This window comes from Pseudomonas lijiangensis, assembly GCF_018968705.1.
In the GTDB taxonomy this organism is placed as follows: Bacteria; Pseudomonadota; Gammaproteobacteria; order Pseudomonadales; family Pseudomonadaceae; genus Aquipseudomonas; species Aquipseudomonas lijiangensis.
In genome coordinates, this window is sequence record NZ_CP076668.1 from 5,748,895 (window position 1) to 5,769,092 (window position 20,198).

The window sequence follows — 20,198 nt, forward strand, 5'->3', positions numbered from 1 at the left end:
TCTCCCACGCAGAAAGCAGGACCTAAAAGGTAGCCGCAGTGCTACCTTTTTCATTTGCGACAAACACTGTATTCCCTCCTTCCTGCCACTTGATGACCTGCCTCGGGTCATTCTCGCTGCGCACGATGCATTTCCATTCATAGCGGGTATTGTCGGCAAGCCGGATGTGCCCTCGCCAGGCCGGATACTGGCTCAGATCATCCAGGCGCACGGCTTTTGCGGGATTCCACTCGCCCAGTTCGAAACCCGATCCCACCACATACACACTTTCGCCGACCCGGGTTTCACCCTTGTCGCAGCGAAACTGCACATCGACCCCCTTGGCACGCCAGATCCGTATGGCGCCGTTGTCGCCCGCAACCAGCGCCTGACTGAAACTGGCTGGCACACTCTCGCTCTTGAAGTCGGAGCCAAGCGCAACCAGCAGCATCTGTTGCGAGCCAGTCACCTCGGCAACCAGCCCTGAGTGGTTGTCCAGAAAGCTGATCGCGGAATCGGCCTTGATACCGGCCGTGCGGCGTATTTCTATCAACTGGCGCAGCAGTTGGCCCCGCGGCCAGTCATACATGTCCGGCCAGTAGACGACAGGTGTGCCTGGGCTGCTGAGAATGTAGGCATAGGCCTGATCCCTGAGAGGCTCGGGCAGGGACCAGTGATGCTGACCGCCATTGGCGCCCGGCGAATAACCGGTGTCATGGTTATCCACAAAGGTCACGGCTGCCGCGCGCCAGGCTGGATCGGGATTGCCGTTGAGCCCATATCGCCATTCGGCAATCCCGGCGTTCTGCATGCGCTCCTTGAGCGCGAAATCGAATACCGTGCAATGCGACTGATCGGACCAGACTTTCAGACTGTCCTGCCAGGTAGCGTTATGTCGCCAGTCATTGGCAGGGTATTCATTCGGTGCCTTCCAGAGCTCACCCACGCAGAACTGCTGGTCACCGAAGGCTTTCATCCAGTTATCCACAGTCGTAGCGCTGTAACCTTTTACAAAATCGAAACGCAGGCCATCGGCGGAATAGTTGTCCCGCAGATTCAGGAACTCGTTCTTGAAGAGATTGAACACCTCGGGCTTTTGCGTATTGAGGTCGGCATCGCCGCCCATGAAAGGATCACCATCGTCACACTGGGCGCAACCGTCGCGCCAGGCCGTCTTGTCGCTCAGGGCATCCTTGAGAGCAGGCCCGACGTGTTGTCGATCCATATGGTTGGGCACCACGTCATAGATCACTTTGACATTGCCAACGCTCAAGGCATCCACGGCCTGCCTGAGTTCGGCATCGCTGCCATAGGCGCTGTTCTTGTCGAAGTCCTGCCAGAAATACCCTTCGCCACCACCCGAAGCGCCCGACCCAGGATCGCTCCAGCGTGAGGTATCACGCCAGGGCACCGGCATCCAGACCGAGGTAAAGCCATCGGCGCGGATCTGCGCAGCCATGGTCTTGAGCGTGCTGTACCAACTCCCGGGGCTTGAGCGGCTGGAATTCCAGTGAAACCCCTGCAGCACGATTTCATCATTGCCATCGCTACGAGTGCCCTCGGGGGTATTGCCGCGAAGATCTTCTGCACTGGAGACCTGAGCCACCAGCAAAAGGACTGAAATCGCACCGAGCTTGAAAAGGTTCATGGCGATACTCCTCAGGAAGAAGGAAGTTATCGCCAGAGTAGGCACCGTCCGTGGGCGTGTAACCTGATAGAACTGACAGGACGTCCTTTCAGTTTTTCACGAAAAGGCTCGCCCTTATTCCTGCAGCGCCGGGACTTGTCTGGACTTGCTTTCCACCTCGGCACCTTTGAGCATCGAATCCAGATTACGCTCGATGTTCTCGCACAGCGCGGTCATCTGGATTTCGTGTTCGCTGGCACGAAACGGGCTTTGCAGGTCTGTACCGATCTTTTCGATGGCCAGCAGCATGAAGCCCACGACCGTCGACGCCAGCGGCGTGAACCAGCCGAGGGTTTCCACCAGACCGATAGGCACGATCAGGCAGAACAGGGTGATGAACAACCTGGGGAATGCGACGTAGGGATACGGCAGCGGGGTGTTGGCAATCCGCTCCATGCCGCCCTGGCAGTTGGAGAGATCCACCATCGTCGATTCGAGGCGCGCCAGGCGAATGCTGTCCAGGCGCCCGGCCTTGTATTCGTTGGCAATCAGTGCAGCGCTGGCATTGAGCAGGTCGTTGGGGAAGTTATTGGTGTCCAGACGGCGCTCGAACTCTTCGCGGGGAATCAGGGCCTGTATATCGGCCTTGGTGATGTCACCCTTCAAATGCGCCGCCAGGGCTTTCACGTAAGCCACATGGCGACGCAGTAACAACGCCTTGATCGGATTGATGCCGTCCTCATCATCAATCAGCGTCAATACCTGACGGGAGAAGCTGCGGGAGCTGTTGACCAGTGCGCCCCACAAGGTTCGGGCTTCCCACCAGCGGTTGTAGGCGCTGGAGTTACGAAAGCTGATCAACACCACCAGGGACGAACCCAGCAGCGTCAACGGCATCGATGGCAGGGTGATCTTGCGCTCCAGGTACAACATGAAGTCGACCGTCACAATCACGTCCCAGATCAGCAGCCAGAAAAGCGACCACCCCACATAACCGATTGTCTTGTTCAGAAACCGGCACTTCTCCATGATCGCCTGACGCAAAGAATCACCTCGTCGATAAAAGTGCGGGACTGCAAATACCCGACCTACTACCGAGGGTTTGAATGCCTTTAGCGCAGATGGTTCGCCATCGACCGCTTTTTATGCCAGACAATCGGACGCCCTCAGCAGCCGCTCAAGGCCACTTGAGGGCGTTCCGAAGCGAAAAAGAATGGCCGGAAACGGACACCGACAACGTTGCCGGCATAAGCCGCCATCAGCCACAGCCAGCCATGCAGACTGCCCGAGGCAATACCGCTGAAGTACGCGCCAATGTTGCAGCCATAAGCCAGACGAGAACCGTAACCCAGCAGCAGACCGCCCACCACGGCAGCGATCAGCGAGCGCGCCGGGATATTCAGATTCGGTGCAAAACGCCCCGCCAGCCCGGCAGCCAGCAAGGCCCCGATCATGATGCCGACGTCCATCACGCTGGTAATGTCTTCCCAGACCGGAGCCGCCAGCGCCTTGGCATTAGCAGGCATCTGCCAGAATGCCCAGCTGCCGACATCCACGCCAAGGCTGCCTGCCACTTTGGCACCCCACAGGGCGAAAGCCGACGTGATACCCCAAGGCCGTCCGGCCAGCGCCAGAGTCGCATAGTTCAACAACGCCAGGGCCACCGCACCCCAGACCAGAATCCAGGGACCGCGCACGAAGCGCTGCAGGCCACGGTGCTCACTGGTGACAGGCGCTTCAAGCTCGCCATGACGGCGTTTTTCCAGGCGTACCGTCAGCCACGCAATGAACGCGAATACCGCCAGGCTCAGGCCAAGAGCGGGGATCACGCCAAAGCTTTTGACGATGGACGTGGCCGGGAAGGATGGCAGGGAGAACCACCAGTCGACATGGTGAGTCGCAATCAGGGAGCCGAGAATGAAGAACAGCAGAGTCACCAGCATCCGCGCATTGCCGCCACCGGCAGTGAACAGTGTTCCCGAGGCACACCCGCCGCCCAGTTGCATCCCGATACCGAAGATGAACGCTCCGAACACCACCGAAACACCTGCCGGTGCGACCAGCCCGTTTACCGGCTGACCAAACAGCGTGCCCGCGCCCAATGCCGGGAAGAACAGCACAACCGCCAACGCCAGCATGACCATCTGGGCACGCAAGCCTGCGCCACGTCGCTCCTTGATGAAGACCCGCCACGCAGATGTGAAACCGAATGCAGCGTGATAAAGCGTAAGGCCCAGTGCAGCACCCACGATCAGCAACAGCACCTGACGCACATTGGTGCTACTGAGCAAAAAAAGCGCAGCGAACAACAGCAGTAGAACAGCGACCAACGTCGCACCGGGCTTGCGCGAAGGCGCAGCCGAAAGGGAAGTACTCATTGGGAAAATCTCAGCAGGGAAAACAGTCCCGCGCAGTATATCCCCTCGTTGTACGCCACTGGGGCTCTGGTCCGATAACCACGGCCCTGTCGATCACCAGACCCGACGCAACCTGGCCAGTGCATCGGCAATGGCAGCTTCCGGCACGCCTGCAAATCCGAGGACCAGCCCGGCGCGGTTATCCACAGGCTCGGCGGAGTCCGGCAGCCAGTAATCGCTCAAGGCATTGATTTCGACACCGACACTCTCGGCCTTTTCGATCAGTTCGCGCTCACGGGCCAGGCTGTCCACGCGGACCATGACGTGCAAGCCGGCCACGACCCTGGGCATCGCGCCACAGCCCGGAAGATTATCCGGCCAGCCTTCCAGCAGTGCATTGCGACGGCTCAAGGCCGCACGGCGCATGCGACGAATATGGCGCTGGAAGTGACCGGTCGCGATAAATTGCGCCATCACCGCCTGGGTGCTGACCTCGGAATGGCGCATGTCCACGCCCCGACGCTGGCTGAACGGCTTGACCAAACCCTGAGGCAAGACCAGATACCCGAGACGCAACGCCGGAAAAACCACTTTGCCGAACGTCCCGACATACAGAACCCGCCCTGCCCCATCCAGCGCCGCCAAGGGTGCCAGCGGCGCGCCGCTGTAGCGGTACTCGCCGTCGTAGTCATCCTCGACGATCCAGCCCTGGTTGTTTTTTGCCCAGGCCAGCAATTCCAGGCGGCGCGCCAGGCTCATGACCACGCCGGTCGGGTATTGGTGGGACGGCGTGACATAAGCCAGTTTGCAGGCGCTCTGCTCAAGGTCAGCACAGCGCATGCCGTCTTCATCCACGGCAATCCCATGCAAACGGGCACCGGCCACGGCAAAGGCATGACCCGCCGCCCGATAGCCGGGGTTTTCCACAGCAACCCCGTCGCCCGCCTCCAGCAGCAACTGTGCACAAAGGCTGATTGCCTGTTGCGCACCATTGGTGATCACTATTTGTTCAGCCGAACAATGCAGCCCGCGGGATGAACGCAGGTAGGAGGCAATCAGCTCTCTGAGTCGCCACTCTCCGGCCGCTTCGCCATAGCCCAATAGCTGAAGGTCCGGCTTGCGCCAGAAAGCCGCATGCAGCTTGCCCCACTGGGCAAAGGGGAAAAGATCGAAAGCCGGTACACCGACCCGAAAGGCTCGCGGCGCCCCCTTGAGCGGCGCATTCAGATGATGCTTTTGCAGAAGCTCCATCGCCGGACTGTGGATAACTTGATTCGGCGCATTCTGAAGATTTTCGGAGGAAAATGTGGATAAACCTGTGCGTAACCCTGTTGATAACCCTGTGGACAGTTCAGTGGATAATTTCTTTGCGGATAAATTATCAACAACTGCTGTTTTATCAGGCAACTGAGCCACATAGGTCCCGTCGCCGATACGCCCCTCAATGAAGCCCTCGGCATAGAGCTGATCGTAGGCTCGCATCACGCTGTTACGAGAAATCGACAAGGATTCGGCCAGATCACGGCTGGCAGGCAAGCGCGTGCCACTGGCAAGACCGCCTTCGAGAATTCGCTCGCGCAAGACCTGATAAAGCTGCCGACTCAAGCCCTTGCGCCGATCCAGCTCCACACCGGCAAGGTCCAGGGGAAACGCGGGAGTGCCTGAATGCATGAAATTGGCCTCATGAAATCTGTCGGTAATGGCTCTTACAAGGAACCAATAGCTTGCCTAGGATTGAGCCATTAACCAAGGACATTGCCATGTACACACCCAAAGCCTTCAGTGATAGCGACACGTTGCAGTTGCAGGATTTGATGGACCAGACCCGGCTGGCGATTCTCGTCACCCAGGGCGAAGACGGCCTGCAGGCCACTCACCTGCCGCTGTTACTGAACCGGGAGCAAGGCCACAACGGCACGCTCTACGGCCATCTGGCCAAAGCCAACCCTCAATGGCGAGCGCTTGAAAACCAGACTCAGGCCCTGGTGATATTTCCCGGTGGCGATGCGTATGTGAGCCCGTCCTTCTACCCGAGCAAGGCCGAGCACGAGAAAGTCGTACCGACCTGGAATTACCTGGCCGTTCACGCCTATGGCAAGGCAGAGGTTTTCACCGATGCCGAACGCCTGCACCAACTGGTCGGCAGCCTAACCGACAAGCACGAATCACGTCGTGCCCAGCCGTGGTCCATCAATGACGCGCCGGCCGAGTACATCGAAAAGATGCTGGGCGCGATTGTCGGCTTCGCCCTGCCCATCGAGTCGCTACAGGGCAAACGCAAACTCAGTCAGAACCGCAGCGCCCCGGACATTGCAGGCGTACGCGACGGCCTGGCTGCCAGCCATGACCCGAAAGATCAGGAAATCGCTCGCTTGATGAGCTGAAGGAGACTGTCATGACTGCTGTTCAAATCCGTCCCGTAACGGCCGACGATCACGACGCATGGCTGCCGCTGTGGCTGGCCTATCTGCGCTTTTACAAGACCGAACTGGCCGAGAGCATCAGTGACGTCACCTGGCAGCGCTTTCTGGACACCGCCGAACCTACCCACTCGGCGTTGGCCTGGCGGGATGGCAAAGCCGTGGGCATGGTGAATTTCATCTACCATCGTTCCAACTGGAGCATCAGGAATGCCTGTTACCTACAGGACTTGTTCGTAAGCCCCGAACAGCGCGGCACAGGCACCGGCAGGCTGCTGATCGAGCATGTCTACGCGACCGCCAGGGCCAATGATTGCGACAAGGTTCACTGGCTGACTCACGAAACCAACGCCACGGCCATTCAGCTTTACGAGCGCATTGCCGAACGCGGCGGCTACATCCAATTTCGCAAGGCCCTTTGAGGCAGGAAGTCTGCTCATGTCCGACACCCCGATCCAGTGGCAACCCGCATCACTTCCAGGCAACAAGACGCTGGAAGGCCGCTTCATTCGCCTGGAAAAACTCGACCCGGCCCGCCATGGAGATGATCTCTGGCTTGTACTCAATGGCCCGGACTCAGACCCTAAACTCTGGGATTACCTGCCTTACGGTCCGTTCAACGAACGCGAGGCTTTCGACACCTGGCTGCAGAGGCATGCCAGCGATACGGACCCATGGTTCTACAGCGTGGTCGACCAGAACACAGGCGTGACCGAGGGCGTGATCAGCCTGATGTCCATCGTCGCCGCCCATGGCCGGATAGAAATAGGCCACGTGACCTTCGGCGGTCGCATGCAGCGCACTCCCAAGGGCACAGAGGCCATCTACTTGCTGGCCAAAGAAGCCTTTGCCCTGGGCAATCGTCGCCTGGAATGGAAATGCAACGCCAACAACGCCCGCTCCCGGCGTGCGGCAGATCGCTTCGGCTTCAGCTACGAAGGACTCTTTCGCCAGCACATGGTGGTCAAGGGAGTGAACCGGGATACCGCCTGGTATTCGATCCTCGACAGCGAATGGCCCGAACTGCAAAAGGCTTTCGAGTCCTGGCTGGCTGTGGATAACTTCAAGGATGGGCAGCAGGTGAAGGGGCTGGAAGCGTTTCGCGGATGACATAAAAAAGGGGAGCCACATGTGCTCCCCCGAGGAAAATCGTTTTATGCCGATCAGTTGAGGCATACCTGTCACTTGTGGGAGGGGCCTTGGCCGCGACGACTTGCTTGAAGGCAACACATTTTCAGCGCCTTCACAGGCCTTTTCGCCAGCAAGCTGCCTCCCACAAGTTCCTAAAGCAGGTTGTCATTCGATCTCGACCAGGATCTCGCCAGGGTTGACCCGATCACCCTTGGCCACATGAATGGCAACCACCTTGCCCGCGATGGACGCCTGGACTTCAGTCTCCATTTTCATCGCTTCGGTAATCAGCACCGCCTGACCCGCCTTGACCATATCGCCTTCCTTGACCAGCACATCGACGATGTTGCCGGGCATGGTGGTGCTGACATGGCCCGGTGCATGGGCTTGTTTGCGTTTGCTGGCCCCGCCGCCGACGAATTCGTTGAGCGGCTCGAACACTACTTCTTCCGGCATGCCGTCGATGGAGAGGTAGAAGTGACGCTTGCCCTCGGCCTTGACGCCTACACCCGTGATGTCCACGCGGTAGGTTTCGCCGTGAACGTCGATCACGAACTCGGTCGGCACACCTTCGCCGCCCACCTTGCCGACGCTGCCAGCTTCCGGGATGGGCAGCAGCTCTTCAGGTTTAAGGGTGCCCGCAGCGCGCTCTTCGAGGAACTTGCGGCCGATGTCCGGGAACATGGCGTAAGTCAGCACGTCCTCTTCGGATTGCGCGAGGTCACCGACTTCACCGCGTAGCTTGGTCATTTCCGGCTTGAGCAGGTCGGCCGGGCGCACGTCGATCAGTTCTTCGCTGCCGATGGCCTGACGACGCAGTTTGGCATCCACTTCACCCGGCGCCTTGCCGTAACCGCCTTGCAGGTACAGCTTCACTTCGTTGGTGATGGTCTTGTAACGCTCGCCCGCCAGCACGTTGAAGAACGCCTGGGTGCCCACGATCTGGGAAGTCGGCGTCACCAGCGGCGGGTAACCCAGATCTTTGCGGACCCGTGGGATCTCGGCCAGCACTTCGCCCATGCGATTGAGCGCGCCCTGCTCCTTGAGCTGGTTGGCCAGGTTGGAAATCATCCCGCCCGGCACCTGATTGACCTGCACGCGGGTATCGACTGCCGTGAATTCGCTCTCGAACTGGTGGTACTTCTTGCGCACGGCATAGAAATACAGACCGATTTCCTGCAACAGCTCCAGATCCAGGCCGGTATCGAACTCGCTGCCCTTGAGAGCGGCAACCATGGATTCGGTGCCCGGATGGCTGGTGCCCCAGGCAAAGCTGGAGATGGCGGTGTCGATATGGTCGGCCCCGTTTTCGACGGCCTTGAGCTGACACATGGCCGCCAGACCAGCAGTGTCATGGGAATGGATAAAGACCGGGAGCGATTGCTCGGCCTTCAGCGCCTTGACCAGTTCGCCTGTGGCAAAAGGTGTCAGCAGACCGGCCATGTCCTTGATCGCCACCGAGTCGCAACCCATGGCTTCCATCTGGCGAGCCTGTTCCACGAAGGCACTGATGGTATGCACCGGGCTGGTGGTATAGGCGATGGTGCCCTGGGCATGCTTGCCCGCCGCCTTCACCGCTTCGATGGCAACCTTGAGGTTACGCACATCGTTCATGGCGTCGAAGATACGGAACACATCGATACCGTTTTCCGCCGCCTTGGCGACAAACGCCTTGACCACGTCATCGCTGTAATGGCGATAGCCCAACAGATTCTGGCCGCGCAGCAGCATTTGCAGACGGGTATTGGGCAAGGCCGCACGCAACTGGCGCAGGCGCTCCCACGGGTCTTCCTTCAGAAACCGTACACAGGCATCAAACGTCGCCCCGCCCCACACTTCCAGCGACCAGTAGCCGACCTTGTCGAGCTTTTCGCAGATCGGCAGCATGTCTTCGGTACGCATGCGGGTCGCCAGCAACGATTGGTGAGCGTCGCGCAGGATGGTGTCGGTGACAAAGATTTTCTTCGGCATTTTGGAGCTCCTTATAGCTGCAAGCTTCAAGCTGCAAGCCGCAAGAAAAAGCCGATTCGCTCTTCCTTGTAGCTTGTCACTTGCAGCTTGCTGCTCAAACTTTTACAACCCTGCGTGGGCAGCAATGGCGGCGGCGATGGCCAGGGCCAACTCTTCGGGTTTGCGCTTGATCGAGTAGTTGGTCAGTTCAGGATGGCTTTCAACGAAACTGGTATTGAACTGGCCACTACGGAATTCCGGGTTACGCAGGATTTCCTGGTAATAGGCTGCCGTGGTCTTCACACCTTGCAGGCGCATGTCGTCCAGGGCACGCAGGCCACGGTCCATCGCCTCTTCCCAGGTCAGCGCCCAGACAATCAGTTTCAGGCACATGGAATCGTAGAACGGCGGAATCGTGTAGCCGGTATAGATCGCCGTATCGGTCCGCACGCCAGGGCCACCGGGCGCGTAATAGCGGGTGATCTTGCCGAAACTGGGCAGGAAGTTGTTCTTCGGGTCTTCGGCATTGATCCGGAATTGCAGGGCAAAACCGCGATGAATGATGTCTTCCTGCTTGATCGACAACGGCTGACCGGACGCGATACGGATCTGCTCGCGCACGATATCGATGCCGGTGATCTCTTCGGTAATCGTGTGCTCCACCTGAACCCGTGTGTTCATTTCCATGAAATACACCTCGCCATCGGCGAGCAGGAATTCCACGGTCCCGGCATTCTCGTAACCCACCGCCTTGGCGGCACGCACCGACAAGTCGCCGATATAGGCGCGCTGTTCAGGCGTCAGTTGCGGGCTGGGAGCGATTTCGATCAGCTTCTGGTTACGGCGCTGGATGGAGCAGTCGCGCTCGAACAGGTGCACCACATTGCCGAAGCTGTCGCCAAGAATCTGCGCCTCGATGTGCTTGGGATTGACGATGCACTTTTCCAGAAAGACTTCCGCCGAACCGAAAGCCTTGGTGGCTTCGGAAATCACTCGCGGGAACGCCTGCTCCAGTTCTTCGCGGCTGTTGCAGCGGCGAATACCGCGACCGCCACCACCGGAAGTTGCCTTGAGCATCACCGGATAACCGATACGGTCGCCTTCGATCAGGGCTTCATGAATGTCCGCGACGTTGCCTTCGGTGCCCGGCGTGACCGGGACACCGGCCTTTATCATGCTGCGACGCGCTTCGGTCTTGTCGCCCATGCGGCGAATGACTTCTGCGGACGGGCCGATGAACTTCACCCCGCGCTCTGCACAGATTTCCGCCAGTTCGGCGTTTTCCGAGAGGAAGCCGTAACCGGGATGCAGTGCATCGCATCCGGTTTCCACTGCCAGGTTCACCAGCTTGCGCGGGTTGAGGTAACCGGCGAGAGGTTCAGCGCCAATGCTATAGGCTTCGTCGGCACGTTTGACATGCAGGGCATGCCGGTCGGCGTCTGAAAAGATCGCAACCGAGCGGATGCCCATTTCGGCGCATGCACGCACGATACGAACGGCAATCTCTCCGCGGTTGGCGATCAGGATTTTTGTTATCACTGGCATTTCCTCGACCATAAGGACTATCGAACCGGCAGAGCCGGTCGGCGCAGGGCCGCATGACGCAGTGTAGTTACTGGCTTTTTGTAACTGCGTATGTGACTGAATGACGCAGGGCCACCCTATGCCTGATCAGCGATTAATAAAAATGAGTAAAAATTGGGATAGGCATAAGCAAAAGCTTATAGTTGGTGCTCAAATCAGCAGCAGGAGTTATTGAAAATGCGTAAGTCATTGATGCGTATGACATTGCGTCAGTTACGGATTTTCAATGAAGTCTGCGACCTGCGCTCCTACAGCCGTGCCGCGGAGGAAATGGCCCTGACTCAACCCGCTGTCAGCCTGCAGATCCGCCAGCTTGAAGAGCTCATCGGTCAGCCGCTTTTCGAGTATGTCGGCAAAAAGCTGTACCTGACCGAAGCCGCCGAAGCCCTGCAACTGGCCAGCCGTGACATCTTCGGGCGCCTGGAAAGCCTGGATATGCAGCTTTCCGACATGCAGGGCTCGTTGCAGGGCCAGTTGAAACTGGCCATCGAGTCGAGCTGCAAATATTTCATTCCGCACCTGTTCGCGGCCTTCAAGCGCCAGCATCCCGAGGTCATCCTCAACCTGACCGTGGTCAACCGCGCCATGGTCATCAGGCGCCTGTCCGACAACCGCGACGATCTGGTGGTGATGTCCATGGTGCCTCAGGACATGGGCCTGGAATTCCTGCCGTTTCTCAACAACCCGATTGTGGCGGTGGCACCGGCCAGCCATCCTCTTAGCAAGCAGGAACAACTGAGCCTCAAAGACCTGGAACCCTGGCCGCTGCTGATTCGCGAAGCAGGTTCGGGGACCCGCAGAGCGTGCGAGGAATACTTCAAGGAAAAGCGCGTGCATTTCACCCAGACACAGGAAGTGTCATCCAGCGAAGCGCAGCGCGAATGCGTGGTGGCAGGACTTGGAGTGGCGCTGCTCACCCGTCACGCCGTCTGCGCGGAGCTCGCCACCGGTGCCCTCAAGGAGCTGCCAGTGGCCGAGTTGCCGCTTTATCGCAGCTGGTGCGTGGTACAAGCCAGGGATAAACGCCTGTCTCCCGTGGCTCACGCATTCCTTGCGTTCATCCGCACCGAACGTGCGCAGATCAGCCAGCTTGTCGAGCGCTTCGACGGTCGTCCACGGACGGCTGGCTAGCCTGCCAGTGATTGCCGGTCATGCTGTCCATGTAATCGCAGAGGTCCTGATTGAGCTGCCGCGCTTCGCAGTAACTTTCAATCGCGCGACGAAACTCCATGCGGCGCTGGTCTTCCTGCTGACGACGAGTCTTGACGGTGCTGTTGGGTAAGTCATCGTAATGCCGAGCCATATCCTGTCTCCCAGTACGTTGCGGGAGTACAGAGTGACGCCGGGGCATGACGCTCAGACGGCGAATGCATGACAAGTTGATGAAGGTTGGCGCCCTTCAGTCCTCGTGGGCTTTAACCGACTTGGGGGACAACCGCAGGCTGCGCAGACTGCGCTTGACGCTCTTGAGGTGGTTGACCAGACTCGGGCCGCGAGCCATGGCAACACCCATCGCCAGCACATCGATGACCACCAGGTGCGCGATACGCGAAGTCAGCGGCGTGTAGATTTCAGTGTCTTCATGCACATCGATGGCCAGATTGACCGACGACAGCTCGGCCAGAGGCGTCTGGCTGGGGCAAAGCGTGATGAGTGTGGCGCCGCTTTCGCGAACCAGATTCGCCGAAATCAGCAGATCCTTGGAGCGACCGGACTGGGAAATACACACCGCGACGTCGGTCGGCTTCAAGGTCACTGCCGACATGGCCTGCATGTGCGGGTCTGAATAAGCCGCAGCGCTCAACAACAGACGGAAGAACTTGTGCTGGGCATCGGCCGCTACCGCACCCGACGCACCGAAACCATAGAACTCCACACGATTGGCGCCCGCCATGGCGGTCACGGCCAGTTGCAAGGCATGGGGATCGAGGTTTTCACGCACTTCCATCAAGGTGTGCAGGGTGGTGTCGAAAATCTTCAGGCTGTAATCGGCAACCGAATCGTCTTCGTGAATCGCGAACTGACCGAAACTCGCTCCGGCTGCAAGGCTCTGCGCCAGCTTGAGCTTGAGGTCCTGAAAGCCCGTACAGCCGATGGCGCGACAGAAGCGCACGATGGTCGGCTCACTGATCCCGACGCTGTGGGCCAGGTCAGCCATGGAACTGTGCATCACGGCCGCAGGGTCAAGCAGCACATGGTCGGCTACCTTGAGCTCCGACTTGCGCAGCAGATTACGTGACTGGGCGATGTGTTGCAGCAGATTCAAGAGGCAGACTCGCTAATGATGCGGTGGGCGGGTTGTAGCTTTCTTGTAGTTATACTACATGACCTGCGAGCCGCCCAGTTAAACGAGCCCTGAACGTCATACACAAGCCATTGAATGACAAATCTTCCGTTTTTGTGGGAATAATCCTACATTTTGGAACGCTGCCACTATGGCCGGGCCAGGCTCAACATCCCCTCCATCATCGACGCTTCGAGCGGTCGACTGATCAGATAGCCCTGAACCTCATCGCAACCCTGCGCCTTCAGAAACTCCAGTTGTTTCTCGTTTTCCACACCTTCGGCCACGACCTTGAGCCCCAGGCTGTGAGCCATGGCGATGATCGCCTGGGTAATTGCCGCATCTTCCGTGCCGTCATCCAGGCCACGAATAAACGCTTGATCAATCTTTACGTAGTCCACCGGGAAGCGTTTGAGATAACTCAATGAAGAGTAGCCGGTGCCAAAGTCGTCGATGGCCAGTTTGACGCCCAGCTCACGCAACTGCTGAAAGGTCGCGATGATGTGTTCGACGCTGTCCAGCAACTGGCTTTCGGTCAGCTCCAGCTCCAGCAAATGCGGCGCCAGCCCCGTCTCGTCCAGGACCTGCCTCACCAGACTGACCAGCTTGCCCTGCCGCAACTGATGCACCGAAAGGTTGACCGAAACCCGGATCGGCTCAAAGCCCTGACGCTGCCACTCACAAGCCTGCCAGCAGGCCTGGCGCAGCACGAACTCGCCGATGTCGGCAATCAGGCCGGTTTCTTCGGCCAGACCAATGAACTCGCCCGGCGGCACCATGCCCCGCGTCGGGTGACGCCAGCGCACCAGGGCTTCGGCCGCATCCAGACGGCCATTTTCCAGCAGCATCTTGGGTTGATAGAAGACTTGCAACTGGTGCTCTTCAATGGCTTTGCGCAGCTGGATTTCCAGTTGCAGGCGCTCCAGCGTGCTGGCCCGCAGGCTTTCGGTGAAGAACTGGAAGTTGTTGCCGCCCAGATGCTTGGCATGCCGCATCGCCATATTGGCCTGACTCACCAGTGCCGAGACTTCACGGGCAGAGTCCGGCAGCAGGCTGATACCCACCGAAGCACTGATGACCAACTCGTTACCCGCCACCGACAGAGGCGTACGCAGCTTGCTCAACAAGCGGCTGGTAACACGCGCCAGACTGGAAAGGTTGGCATAGGCATCGAACAGCACGGCAAATTCATCGCCGGACAGACGCGCAATGGTGTCCGCCTCCGGCATGGCGCTGATCAGGCGGCGGGCAACATGCTTGAGCAACTGATCGGCGACTTCATGGCCCAGGCTCTCGTTGAGCAGCTTGAAACGATCCAGGTTGATATGCAGCAGCGCCAGGCTTCTTCCGCCCTGACGCACCCGCAGATTCGCTTCGCGCAGGCGCTCCTTGAACTGCGAGCGATTGGCCAGACCGGTCAACTCATCGAAATGCGTGAGGTAGCGCATACGCTCTTCGGATTCGCGGTTGGCCGACAGATCCGTAAAGAAGCCGACAATATGGCTGACATTGCCTGCAATATCGCGCACTACAGTCATTTGCAGCCATTGCGGGTACAACTCGCCGTTCTTGCGCGCCTCAACCAGTTCGCCCTGCCAGCTTCCGGTCTGTTCCAGTGCGTGGTGAATGGCCTGGAAGTGACGGCGGGCATCGAGGCTGCTGGCGATATCCATGACCTGACGTCCCACCACGTCTTCAGGCGTATAGCCCGTGAGCCTGGAGAACGCCTGATTGATGGTGAGAATCCGGTACTGCGGGTCGAAAATCATGATGCTTTCGCTGACCGCATCGAAAACCTTCTCGGCCAGACGCGGCGGGCTTTTGCTCAAGGCCAGATTGGCGGCTTCAAGCTCCAGGGTGCGCTGCGCCACACGCTCCTCAAGCCCGGCCTGCGCCTCGCGCAGACTGTGCTCGGCCTGACGACGCTGCTCGACCTCACGGCCCAGAATTTCATTGAGTTCATCGCCCTTGGCCCGAGCCTGCTGCAAATGCTCGATCAGGGCCTGGTTCTGAAAACGCTGCAACAGGCTGCGCAGTATCAGGCGATTGATCTGCCAGGCCACCACAATCAGGGCAAACAATAGAATCAGACCCAGCCAGCCCCAGCCACGCAAAGGCACGTCGCCGCCCATAAACAGATAGGCGATGGGAGGTAACAGACACGACAGGCTGAAGGTGAGAAACGCCGTGAGGCTGACGGCATAGGCCACGCTGGCGCACAGGGTTGCGCCGCCGATCATGCCGAACACCCAGGCCTGCTGCTCGAAACTGGTCACGGGCACCAGCGCCATGGCTGCGCAGGCCAGGGTCAGACCGCTGACCACCGCGCCAAGCAGAAACATCCGCCGCCAGACCGGTTGTGCCTGACGCTCGGGAGATGCAGCGCGAAACGCTGCAACCTGAATGATCCGCAGGCCCACAAGCACCGCCAGCCAGATCAGCCAGATACTGACCAGCATGTAGCGCTCAGGACTCCAGAGCAGCCATGCGCAGACCAGACCACTGATGAACATGAACAGGGTCGGCAGCAATGAACCCTGATAAAGCATGCGCGTGCGCTCGACCCTCAACCGGGTCGCGAACTTCTTGCGAATGGCCCGCCGGCTGGTGTCAGAAGCATCGTGGGCACTGAAGCTGAAAGGCATGACGGGGTTCTTGTATTTGATAAGACCTTGGCATGTGTCGAGCATACACAAGCGCTGGGCCAGACCAAACTGCCGCCACCATAAAACTGTGACTTTCAGCGCTGTTCCGCACAACTTCGGCACAGCGGATGCCTCTCGAGGTCGGACATGACCGATCGTCAGCATCGGCGGCTTTTTTATTACCCATGACAAAGCATGGTTTGCCCGCCATGGCGCGGCACCCTAGAATGCGTCGATGCGCGATGATCTCTCTCTCCTTCTCAATTCCCTCAACGATGCCCAGCGTCAGGCCGTAGCTGCCTCCCTGGGTCGTCAGTTGGTCCTGGCCGGCGCTGGTTCCGGCAAAACCCGTGTGCTGGTGCATCGCATCGCATGGCTGATGCAGGTCGAGCAAGCCTCCCCGCATTCGGTCCTGTCGGTGACGTTTACCAACAAGGCCGCAGCCGAGATGCGTCATCGCATCGAGCAACTGATGGGCATCAGCCCGGCAGGCATGTGGGTCGGCACCTTCCACGGCCTGGCACACCGCCTGCTGCGAGCGCACTGGCAGGAAGCCGGGCTGGTGCAGACGTTCCAGATTCTGGACAGCGACGACCAGCAGCGTCTGGTCAAGCGCGTGATCCGCGAGCTGGGACTGGACGAACAGCGCTGGCCGGCACGTCAGGCACAGTGGTTCATCAACGGCCAGAAAGACGAAGGCCTGCGCCCCAAACACATCCAGGCCAGCGGCGATCTGTTCCTGGGCACCATGAAGTCGATCTACGAAGCCTATGAAGTCGCCTGCCAGCGCGCCGGCGTCATCGACTTCTCCGAACTGCTGCTGCGTGCGCTGGACCTCTGGCGCGATCATCCCGGCCTGCTGGCGCATTACCAGCGGCGCTTCCGTCATGTTCTGGTGGACGAATTCCAGGACACCAACGCCGTGCAGTACGCCTGGTTGCGACTGCTGGCCCAGGGCGGCGACAGCCTCATGGTGGTGGGCGACGACGACCAGTCCATCTATGGCTGGCGTGGCGCGAAGATCGAGAACATTCACCAGTACTCGTCGGACTTCCCCGACACCGAAGTCATCCGTCTGGAGCAGAACTACCGCTCGACGGCCAGCATCCTCAAGGCTGCCAACGGTCTGATCGTCAACAACAGCGGTCGCCTGGGCAAAGAGCTGTGGACCGATGTGGGCGATGGCGAGCTGATCAACCTGTATGCCGCCTTCAACGAACACGACGAAGCGCGCTACGTGGTCGAAACCATTGAAAGCGCCTTGAAGACCGGCCTGTCGCGCAACGATATCGCAATCCTCTATCGCTCCAACGCCCAGTCGCGGGTGCTGGAAGAAGCCTTGCTGCGCGAGCGCATTCCTTATCGCATCTACGGCGGCCAGCGATTCTTCGAGCGTGCCGAGATCAAGAACGCCATGGCGTATCTGCGCCTGCTGGAAGGCCGTGGCAACGATGCAGCGCTGGAGCGTGTCATCAACGTTCCAGCACGGGGCATTGGCGAGAAGACGGTCGAGGCGATTCGCGAGCATGCACGCCACACCGACATTTCCATGTGGGAAGCGATGCGTCAGCTGGTGGCCAACAAAGGCCTGACCGGCCGCGCTGCCAGTGCATTGACCGGGTTCATCGAACTGATCGAAAACCTTTCGGCCAAGGTCATGGAAATGCCCTTGCACCTGATGACACAGACCGTCATCGAGCAGTCGGGGCTGATCACTTATCACCAACAGGAAAAAGGTGAGAAAGGTCAGGCCCGGGTGGAAAACCTTGAGGAACTGGTCAGCGCTGCGCGCAACTTCGAGAACAATGAAGATGACGAAGAGCTGACCCCGCTGGCGGCCTTCCTCGGCCATGCGTCACTCGAAGCGGGCGACACCCAGGCTCAGGAGCACGAAGACAGCATTCAGCTCATGACCCTGCACAGCGCCAAGGGCCTGGAATTCCCTCATGTGTTCCTGGTGGGCATGGAAGAAGGGCTGTTCCCGCACAAGATGAGCCTGGAAGAGCCGGGCCGTCTGGAAGAGGAACGCCGCCTGGCCTACGTCGGCATCACCCGCGCCATGCAACAGCTGGTGATCACCTACGCAGAAACCCGTCGCCTGTATGGCAGCGAGACCTACAACAAGGTGTCCCGTTTCGTTCGCGAGATTCCGCCGACCCTGATCCAGGAAGTGCGCCTGTCCAATAGCGTCAGCCGTCCTTTCGGTGGTACCCAGAAAGTCAGCAACAGCAGCCTGTTCAATGGCACCGGCATCCCCGAAACCCAGTTCACGCTGGGCCAGCACGTGCAGCACGCCGTATTCGGTGAAGGCGTGATCCTGAACTTCGAAGGCTCCGGCGCCCAGGCCAGGGTGCAGGTCAACTTCTCCGAAGGCAGCAAGTGGCTGATGATGGGTTATGCGAAGCTGGTGCCCATCTAAGCCACAAACAAAACCTGTGGGAGGCAGCTTGCTGGCGAAAAAGGCCTGAAAACCGGCAGATATTCTGCGGTTGTACGCTGAAGTCGCCAGCAAGCTGCCTCCCACAAGGTAATTTATCGCCCGGACTGATCGGCACTCCCCCTATCGAGGTAGTGGAAGAAAATTCCTACAACTCTTTATTTCCCCTCCTACCGCCCAAATAGACAGGTCTTACGGACCTCATGCAAAAGTCCGAAACATTAACGCACTAGCCATCGACTGCCCTCCTGTGCAACATGGCGCGCATGCATTCATACAACGGGAATACCCTTATGCAACGTTTTCTAAGCATGGCTCTGGCGCTGTGCATCGGACTCACCATGAGTCTGGATGTGAACGCCGCACGTTTCGGTGGTGGCAAGAGCATGGGCTCGGCACCGTCGCACCAGGCACGCCAGGCCGCTCCGGCCACTCCGGCTGCTGCTCCTAACGCTGCCGGTCGTCCGGCTGCCGCTGCCAGTGGCGCGTCTCGCTGGCTGGGCCCATTGGCCGGTATCGCTGCCGGTGGCCTGCTGGCTGCAATGTTCATGGGTGACGGCTTCAACGGCCTGCAGATCTTCGACATCCTGATCATGGGCCTCATCGCCTTCCTGATCTTCCGCTTCATTGCGCGTCGTCGTCAGCAGCAACAGCCGAAAATGGCCGGTGCCGGTGCTCCTTACCAGCGTGAAACCAGACAGCCCGCGCAGAACTCGATCTTCGGTGGCGCGTCTTCGGCTCCTGCGGCTCCGGTCATCAACGCTCCGGCCTGGTTCAACGAAGAGCGCTTCCTGGAAGCCGCCCGCAGCCACTTCCAGTCGCTGCAGCAGCACTGGGATGCGAACGAAATGGACAAGATCGCCGAGTTCGTGACACCACAGATGCTGCAATTCCTGAAAAAGGAACGTGCCGATCTGGGCGACGGCTTCCAGTCGACCTACATCGACAACCTGAACGTCCAGCTGGAAGGTGTGGATGATCGTGCCGACAAGACCATCGCGACCCTGACCTTCTCCGGCGTCTCCAAGACTTCGCGCTTTGACCAGGGCGAAGTGTTCAGTGAAAGCTGGAACATGGAACGCGCTCAGGGCGACAACCAACCCTGGCTGGTTGCCGGTATTCGCCAGAACGGCTGATCCCCAGGCACATCCAGCAGCACAGAACCCCGGACTTGTTCCGGGGTTTTTATTTATTAGTCACCCGCAGCTAACAAATGCAAGTCTGAAAGGTCCCACGCTTGATGTGAATTGAAAGCAGACAGACCAGGATTTTTCGTACAGAGCCTATCCGATCGGGTAGTTATTTTGAGAAAAGCTTTAGGCTACTGTATAACCCGCGCCATCAAGCTTAGAGGACCCATGTCGTGGAAGAAGTCATCGAACAATTGCGTGAACAAAACGAGCCGGTTCCGGTTCCCCTCGAACTGCCTGACGAAGATCAGCTCGTCGAGATCGAGGAACAGCTGTTTATCAATATTCCCTACGTCTTCAAGGAATTCCTTCTGACCGTCAGCGACGTCGTGTATGGCAGCCTTGAGCCCGTCACCGTTACCGACCCTCAGTCACACACCTATCTGCCGGACGTCGCCGCGACCGCCTGGGATCTGGGTGTGCCTCGTGAACTGATCCCGATCTGCCAGGACGGCGACGATTATTATTGCGTCGAAGAAGATGGCACCGTAGTGCTCTGGTCCGGCGAAGAAGAGCTGGTGACCGAAGAGAACTGGGAATCTGTCTGGCACTGGGCACGGGACGTCTGGCTGGAAAGCTGAGACACCCCGCACA

Annotated in this window: 16 protein-coding genes; 7 read left to right on the top strand and 9 right to left on the bottom strand. The window is 59.0% G+C overall.

Annotated elements, in window-relative coordinates; genetic code table 11:
* Nucleotides 1-22: 22 nt before the first annotated feature.
* The 4 genes from KQP88_RS24625 to pdxR all read right to left on the bottom strand — a co-directional run bounded on the left by KQP88_RS24625 (nucleotide 23) and on the right by pdxR (nucleotide 5,634).
* On the bottom strand, nucleotides 23-1,627 hold the full coding sequence (locus KQP88_RS24625) for a glucan 1,4-alpha-maltotetraohydrolase domain-containing protein (protein WP_216704441.1): 1,605 nt from the start codon (nucleotides 1,625-1,627) through the stop codon (nucleotides 23-25).
* A 114-nt stretch (nucleotides 1,628-1,741) separates the two neighbouring features.
* Nucleotides 1,742-2,635, bottom strand: a complete 894-nt coding sequence (locus KQP88_RS24630; protein ID WP_216706039.1) for a bestrophin family protein — start codon at nucleotides 2,633-2,635, stop codon at nucleotides 1,742-1,744.
* Nucleotides 2,636-2,772: 137 nt separating this feature from the next.
* Nucleotides 2,773-3,984, bottom strand: a complete 1,212-nt coding sequence (locus KQP88_RS24635) for a YeeE/YedE family protein (protein WP_025262569.1) — start codon at nucleotides 3,982-3,984, stop codon at nucleotides 2,773-2,775.
* Nucleotides 3,985-4,077: 93 nt separating this feature from the next.
* Nucleotides 4,078-5,634 (bottom strand): MocR-like pyridoxine biosynthesis transcription factor PdxR, encoded by a 1,557-nt coding sequence (gene pdxR / locus KQP88_RS24640; protein WP_216704442.1) that lies wholly within the window; start codon nucleotides 5,632-5,634, stop codon nucleotides 4,078-4,080.
* An 89-nt stretch (nucleotides 5,635-5,723) separates the two neighbouring features.
* Here pdxR and KQP88_RS24645 point away from each other — a divergent pair, with 89 nt between their 5' ends.
* Genes KQP88_RS24645 through KQP88_RS24655 form a run of 3 tightly spaced genes read left to right on the top strand, consistent with a single transcriptional unit; the run spans nucleotide 5,724 to nucleotide 7,493 of the window.
* Nucleotides 5,724-6,347: an FMN-binding negative transcriptional regulator gene (locus KQP88_RS24645; protein WP_216704443.1), complete on the top strand. Its 624-nt coding sequence runs from the start codon at nucleotides 5,724-5,726 to the stop codon at nucleotides 6,345-6,347.
* 11 nt (nucleotides 6,348-6,358) lie between these two features.
* A complete protein-coding gene (locus KQP88_RS24650) occupies nucleotides 6,359-6,805 on the top strand; it encodes a GNAT family N-acetyltransferase (protein WP_216704444.1) in 447 nt (148 codons plus the stop codon).
* A 16-nt stretch (nucleotides 6,806-6,821) separates the two neighbouring features.
* Nucleotides 6,822-7,493 carry a GNAT family N-acetyltransferase gene (locus tag KQP88_RS24655; protein WP_200994392.1) on the top strand — a complete coding sequence of 224 codons (672 nt, stop codon included), beginning with the start codon at nucleotides 6,822-6,824 and terminating at the stop codon, nucleotides 7,491-7,493.
* A gap of 186 nt (nucleotides 7,494-7,679) precedes the next feature.
* On the opposite strand, the gene oadA is transcribed toward KQP88_RS24655, so the two are convergent.
* Complete coding sequence (oadA, locus tag KQP88_RS24660) at nucleotides 7,680-9,485, bottom strand: sodium-extruding oxaloacetate decarboxylase subunit alpha (protein ID WP_216704445.1); 1,806 nt, start codon at nucleotides 9,483-9,485, stop codon at nucleotides 7,680-7,682.
* A gap of 102 nt (nucleotides 9,486-9,587) precedes the next feature.
* The gene (locus KQP88_RS24665) at nucleotides 9,588-11,003 is read right to left on the bottom strand and encodes an acetyl-CoA carboxylase biotin carboxylase subunit (protein ID WP_198727927.1); all 1,416 of its coding nucleotides are present in this window, start codon (nucleotides 11,001-11,003) and stop codon (nucleotides 9,588-9,590) included.
* A gap of 222 nt (nucleotides 11,004-11,225) precedes the next feature.
* Between KQP88_RS24665 and KQP88_RS24670 the strand changes: the two genes are divergently transcribed.
* Nucleotides 11,226-12,179 carry a LysR family transcriptional regulator gene (locus tag KQP88_RS24670; protein WP_216704446.1) on the top strand — a complete coding sequence of 318 codons (954 nt, stop codon included), beginning with the start codon at nucleotides 11,226-11,228 and terminating at the stop codon, nucleotides 12,177-12,179.
* Here the strand turns inward: KQP88_RS24670 and KQP88_RS24675 are convergent.
* From KQP88_RS24675 to KQP88_RS24685, 3 genes are all read right to left on the bottom strand, one after another.
* The gene (locus KQP88_RS24675; RefSeq protein ID WP_200994395.1) at nucleotides 12,130-12,351 is read right to left on the bottom strand and encodes a PA3496 family putative envelope integrity protein; all 222 of its coding nucleotides are present in this window, start codon (nucleotides 12,349-12,351) and stop codon (nucleotides 12,130-12,132) included. The genes KQP88_RS24670 and KQP88_RS24675 overlap by 50 nt on opposite strands.
* Nucleotides 12,352-12,447: 96 nt before the next feature.
* Nucleotides 12,448-13,314, bottom strand: coding sequence for a transcriptional regulator HexR (gene hexR / locus KQP88_RS24680; RefSeq protein ID WP_025262576.1), 867 nt, complete (start codon nucleotides 13,312-13,314; stop codon nucleotides 12,448-12,450).
* A 167-nt stretch (nucleotides 13,315-13,481) separates the two neighbouring features.
* Nucleotides 13,482-15,977 carry a putative bifunctional diguanylate cyclase/phosphodiesterase gene (locus tag KQP88_RS24685; RefSeq protein WP_216704447.1) on the bottom strand — a complete coding sequence of 832 codons (2,496 nt, stop codon included), beginning with the start codon at nucleotides 15,975-15,977 and terminating at the stop codon, nucleotides 13,482-13,484.
* Between the two features lie 235 nt (nucleotides 15,978-16,212).
* Between KQP88_RS24685 and uvrD the strand changes: the two genes are divergently transcribed.
* The 3 genes from uvrD to KQP88_RS24700 all read left to right on the top strand — a co-directional run bounded on the left by uvrD (nucleotide 16,213) and on the right by KQP88_RS24700 (nucleotide 20,185).
* Complete coding sequence (gene uvrD, locus KQP88_RS24690) at nucleotides 16,213-18,396, top strand: DNA helicase II (RefSeq protein ID WP_216704448.1); 2,184 nt, start codon at nucleotides 16,213-16,215, stop codon at nucleotides 18,394-18,396.
* A 311-nt stretch (nucleotides 18,397-18,707) separates the two neighbouring features.
* Nucleotides 18,708-19,550 carry a Tim44 domain-containing protein gene (locus KQP88_RS24695; RefSeq protein ID WP_216704449.1) on the top strand — a complete coding sequence of 281 codons (843 nt, stop codon included), beginning with the start codon at nucleotides 18,708-18,710 and terminating at the stop codon, nucleotides 19,548-19,550.
* A 227-nt stretch (nucleotides 19,551-19,777) separates the two neighbouring features.
* Nucleotides 19,778-20,185, top strand: a complete 408-nt coding sequence (locus KQP88_RS24700) for an SMI1/KNR4 family protein (protein WP_025262580.1) — start codon at nucleotides 19,778-19,780, stop codon at nucleotides 20,183-20,185.
* Nucleotides 20,186-20,198: the final 13 nt, after the last annotated feature.

Excerpts from the sequence above, each read along its gene's own strand:
- KQP88_RS24625 (WP_216704441.1), bottom strand. The coding sequence starts at position 1,627 with ATGAACCTTTTCAAGCTCGGTGCGATTTCAGTCCTTTTGCTGGTGGCT.
- KQP88_RS24630 (WP_216706039.1), bottom strand. The coding sequence starts at position 2,635 with ATGGAGAAGTGCCGGTTTCTGAACAAGACAATCGGTTATGTGGGGTGG.
- KQP88_RS24635 (WP_025262569.1), bottom strand. The coding sequence starts at position 3,984 with ATGAGTACTTCCCTTTCGGCTGCGCCTTCGCGCAAGCCCGGTGCGACG.
- pdxR (WP_216704442.1), bottom strand. The coding sequence starts at position 5,634 with ATGCATTCAGGCACTCCCGCGTTTCCCCTGGACCTTGCCGGTGTGGAG.
- KQP88_RS24645 (WP_216704443.1), top strand. The coding sequence starts at position 5,724 with ATGTACACACCCAAAGCCTTCAGTGATAGCGACACGTTGCAGTTGCAG.
- KQP88_RS24650 (WP_216704444.1), top strand. The coding sequence starts at position 6,359 with ATGACTGCTGTTCAAATCCGTCCCGTAACGGCCGACGATCACGACGCA.
- KQP88_RS24655 (WP_200994392.1), top strand. The coding sequence starts at position 6,822 with ATGTCCGACACCCCGATCCAGTGGCAACCCGCATCACTTCCAGGCAAC.
- oadA (WP_216704445.1), bottom strand. The coding sequence starts at position 9,485 with ATGCCGAAGAAAATCTTTGTCACCGACACCATCCTGCGCGACGCTCAC.
- KQP88_RS24670 (WP_216704446.1), top strand. The coding sequence starts at position 11,226 with ATGCGTAAGTCATTGATGCGTATGACATTGCGTCAGTTACGGATTTTC.
- KQP88_RS24675 (WP_200994395.1), bottom strand. The coding sequence starts at position 12,351 with ATGGCTCGGCATTACGATGACTTACCCAACAGCACCGTCAAGACTCGT.
- KQP88_RS24685 (WP_216704447.1), bottom strand. The coding sequence starts at position 15,977 with ATGCCTTTCAGCTTCAGTGCCCACGATGCTTCTGACACCAGCCGGCGG.
- uvrD (WP_216704448.1), top strand. The coding sequence starts at position 16,213 with ATGCGCGATGATCTCTCTCTCCTTCTCAATTCCCTCAACGATGCCCAG.
- KQP88_RS24695 (WP_216704449.1), top strand. The coding sequence starts at position 18,708 with ATGCAACGTTTTCTAAGCATGGCTCTGGCGCTGTGCATCGGACTCACC.